Origin of the sequence: Dokdonella sp., assembly GCF_036518555.1 — a bacterium.
GTDB lineage: Bacteria > Pseudomonadota > Gammaproteobacteria > Xanthomonadales > Rhodanobacteraceae > Dokdonella_A.
Window position 1 is genome coordinate 1 of the sequence record NZ_DATDMY010000336.1, and the last position, 3,075, is coordinate 3,075.

5 protein-coding genes are annotated in these 3,075 nt (G+C 70.2%); all 5 read right to left on the reverse strand.

All coding sequences use genetic code 11. From position 1 onward, the window contains the following. A partial coding sequence (locus tag VI238_RS17955) for a BatA domain-containing protein (protein WP_331653837.1) occupies positions 1–256 on the reverse strand: 256 nt, incomplete at its 3' end. Then, complete coding sequence (locus VI238_RS17960) at positions 253–1,242, reverse strand: DUF58 domain-containing protein (protein ID WP_331653838.1); 990 nt, start codon at positions 1,240–1,242, stop codon at positions 253–255. The genes VI238_RS17955 and VI238_RS17960, both read right to left, overlap by 4 nt. Further along, positions 1,239–1,631 (reverse strand): DUF4260 domain-containing protein, encoded by a 393-nt coding sequence (locus VI238_RS17965; RefSeq protein ID WP_331653839.1) that lies wholly within the window; start codon positions 1,629–1,631, stop codon positions 1,239–1,241. The genes VI238_RS17960 and VI238_RS17965 overlap by 4 nt, the downstream gene beginning before the upstream one ends. A gap of 10 nt (positions 1,632–1,641) precedes the next feature. Continuing rightward, positions 1,642–2,628, reverse strand: coding sequence for a MoxR family ATPase (locus VI238_RS17970; RefSeq protein ID WP_331653840.1), 987 nt, complete (start codon positions 2,626–2,628; stop codon positions 1,642–1,644). A gap of 254 nt (positions 2,629–2,882) precedes the next feature. Beyond that, a partial coding sequence (locus VI238_RS17975; RefSeq protein WP_331653841.1) for a DUF4159 domain-containing protein occupies positions 2,883–3,075 on the reverse strand: 193 nt, incomplete at its 5' end.

Here is a 3,075-nt window from a genome sequence, read left to right on the forward strand (position 1 = left end):
AACGCGCGTCGATGCGTTGCCGCACGGGTTGCGCGAGCAGCAGAGCGAGCGCCGCGAGCAGGAGCAGGCGCACGAGCAACAGCCACGGCCGTTCGAAGCGGACGCGACGGCGCGGCTGGGCGTCGACGGCGATCCAGCGCAGCGCGGCGAACTCGGTGCGTTCGAGCTGCAGCCGCCGGACGAGATGGACGAGGATGGGCAGCGCCCACGCAGCGAGCGCAACGAGGCCGAGCGGCGCGAGCAGCGCGATGCTCATCGCTGCGCTCCTGGCGACGGGTGCGGCGCGCGAGGAGACGACGGATCCGCCGACGCGGAAGGATCGGACGGCGGCCCCGCCGTGTCCGCTGCGCCCCGACCGACCGGCGATGCCCCGAAAAGCGCGCGCAACGGCCTGTCCACCGGCTGGTCGAGCACGTATCCGGCGTGGCGGATACCGAGCGCGGCGAAGCGGCGCGCGAGCTGCGCGCGCGCGGCGGCGAAGCGCCGCAGGAAATCGTCGCGCGCGCGGGCGGCGTCGACACGGCGCTCGGCCGGGGACTCCGGATCGACGAAGCGGTGGCTGCCGCGGAACGGAAAGTCGCGCTCGTCCGCGCCGACGATCTGCACGCTCGCGACGTCGCGCCGCGCCGACGCGAGGCGTTCGGCCAGCGCGACCGTCGCGTCGTCGAAGAAGTCCGACAGCAGCACGACCAACGACGCGGGCGCGATGCGCTCCCACAGCGGCCGCACGGCCGATTCGCCGGGCCACGGCCCGCCCGGCCGGCATTGCAACAGCTCGAGCACGCAGCGGTCGCGATGGCGGGCGCCCGCACCCGCGGGTACGGCGCGTGGCGCGTCGCCACCGAGCACGACGAGGCCGAAGCGGTCCCCCTGGCGCAACGCGAGTTCGATCACGCACGCGGCGAGCGTCTTGGCCGCGTCGAGCTTGCTGCGTGCGCGATCCGCGGCGTCCGCGTGGCGCATCGAGGCCGTCGCGTCGACGACGATCCACGCGGTCAGCGGGCTGTCGCGTTCGGCCTCGCGCACGAAATAGCGATCCGATCGCCCATACAGTTTCCAGTCGATCCGGCGCGGCTCGTCGCCGGGTTCATACGCGCGGTACTGCGCGAACTCGAGGCCGGCGCCGCGACTGCGGCTGGAATGCTGGCCGAGGCCGTCGCCGCCGGCATGGCTGCGCTGCGCGAGGCGCAGGTCGCGCAGGCGCGCGCGCACGTCGGCGGGGATGAGCGCCGGTACGCTCATCGAGCGCGCCGCGGACCGCGGCCGATCGGGCCGAGATGGGTGTCGCCGAACCCGCTCGCGTACTTGAGTCCGTAACCGAGCATGCGATCGAAGCCGACATGCGCCGTCCAGACCAGCCCGGCGACGAAGAGTTCGGGTCGCCCGATCAGCTGCCCGGCCACGAAGCACGCGATCGGGCCGACGTACGCATGCGTCGCGTTGTAGCACGCGGCACCGATGCGACGGCCGGCGAGGTAACCGAGGAACGCGACGTCCGGCGCGAGGAAGCAGAGCGCGAACACGCTCCAGCCGTAGCCGGATTGCGCGTACAGCCACGTCGACGCGAACAGCACGCACGCCCCTTCGACGCGCAGCAATGCTCGTACGCCGCGTTGTGCTGCGCCGCTCATCGTCGCCGGCTCAATTCGGCGCGGGCAGCGCGCGCAGCAACGCGGCGACGACGTCGTCGCTGCTGCGCTGCTCGGCTTCCGCCGCGAACGACAGCAACAGGCGATGGCGCAGCACGGGCGCGGCGAGCGCCTTGACGTCGTCGCGCGTCGCGGCGAGCCTGCCGTGGATGAGCGCGCGCGCCTTCGCGGCGAGCACGAGCGACTGCCCTGCGCGCGGGCCCGCGCCCCAGCGCACCCATTCGCGGACTTCGGCGACGGGGCTGCCCTGCGGGCGCGACGCGCGCACGAGGCGCGTGATCCACGCGAGCAGGTCGTCGCCGACGTGCACGTCGCGCGTGAGCGCCTGCAAGGCGATGACGTCCTCGCCGTGCATCACGGGCGAAATGCGCGCGGACGCGGCGCCCGTGGTCCGGACGAGGATCGCGCGTTCTTCGGCTTCGTCGGGATAGTCGACGCGCACGTGCAACAGGAAGCGGTCGAGCTGCGCCTCCGGCAACGGATACGTGCCGGCTTGCTCGAGTGGATTCTGCGTCGCGAGCACGAAGAACGGCTGCGGCAGCCGATGCGTCGTGCCGGCATAGCTGATCGTGCGCTCCTGCATCGCCTCGAGCAGCGCCGACTGCGTCTTCGGCGGCGTGCGGTTGAGTTCGTCGGCGAGCAGGAGGTTCGTGAACACCGGCCCGCGCTGGAACTTGAAATAGCGCTTGCCCGTACCGTGATCCTCCTCGAGGATCTCGGTGCCGACGATGTCGCTCGGCATGAGGTCGGGCGTGAACTGCACGCGGCGGAAGTCGAGCGCGAGCGCTTCGCCGAGCGAGCGCACGAGCAGGGTCTTGCCGAGGCCGGGCACGCCCTCGATCAGGCAGTGGCCGCCCGCGAGCAGGCCGATGAGCAGCTGCTCGACGACCGCGGCCTGGCCGACGATCGCCTTCGCGATCGCCTCGCGGAGCTCGGCGAGCTTGCCGAGCTGCTGCTGGATGGACTGTTCGTCGGTCATGCGGGGTGCTCGGGTGTTCGTGAGGGTGGGAAAGCAAAGCTTGAAACACGAAGGACACGAAGAACACGAAGACAAGCAATAGGGTCAAAAGCCTGAAACACGGAGCGCACGGAGCACGCGGAGGAAGAGCTTCTCGGATGAAAGAGCTTTCCGTCTTTGCCGTCTCCGTGTGCTCCGCGTGCTCCGTGTTTCGATCTTCATCTTGATCTTCCTTCGTGTCCTTCGTGTCCTTCGTGTTTCAGGCTCCTGCCCTGTCATGCAGTCAGCGCGTAGACGACGATGTTGACCGCGAACTTCGTGTTGTCTTCGGCGAGGAAGCGCTTGTTGCGCCAGTCGTAGTCCCATTCGCAGCCGTAGTCCTTGTTGCTGTAGAGCACGCCGAGGCGGCCGTCGATCTCGATGCCTTTCAGATATTCGTGCACGAGGTCGTCGCCCCAGCCGTTGAGT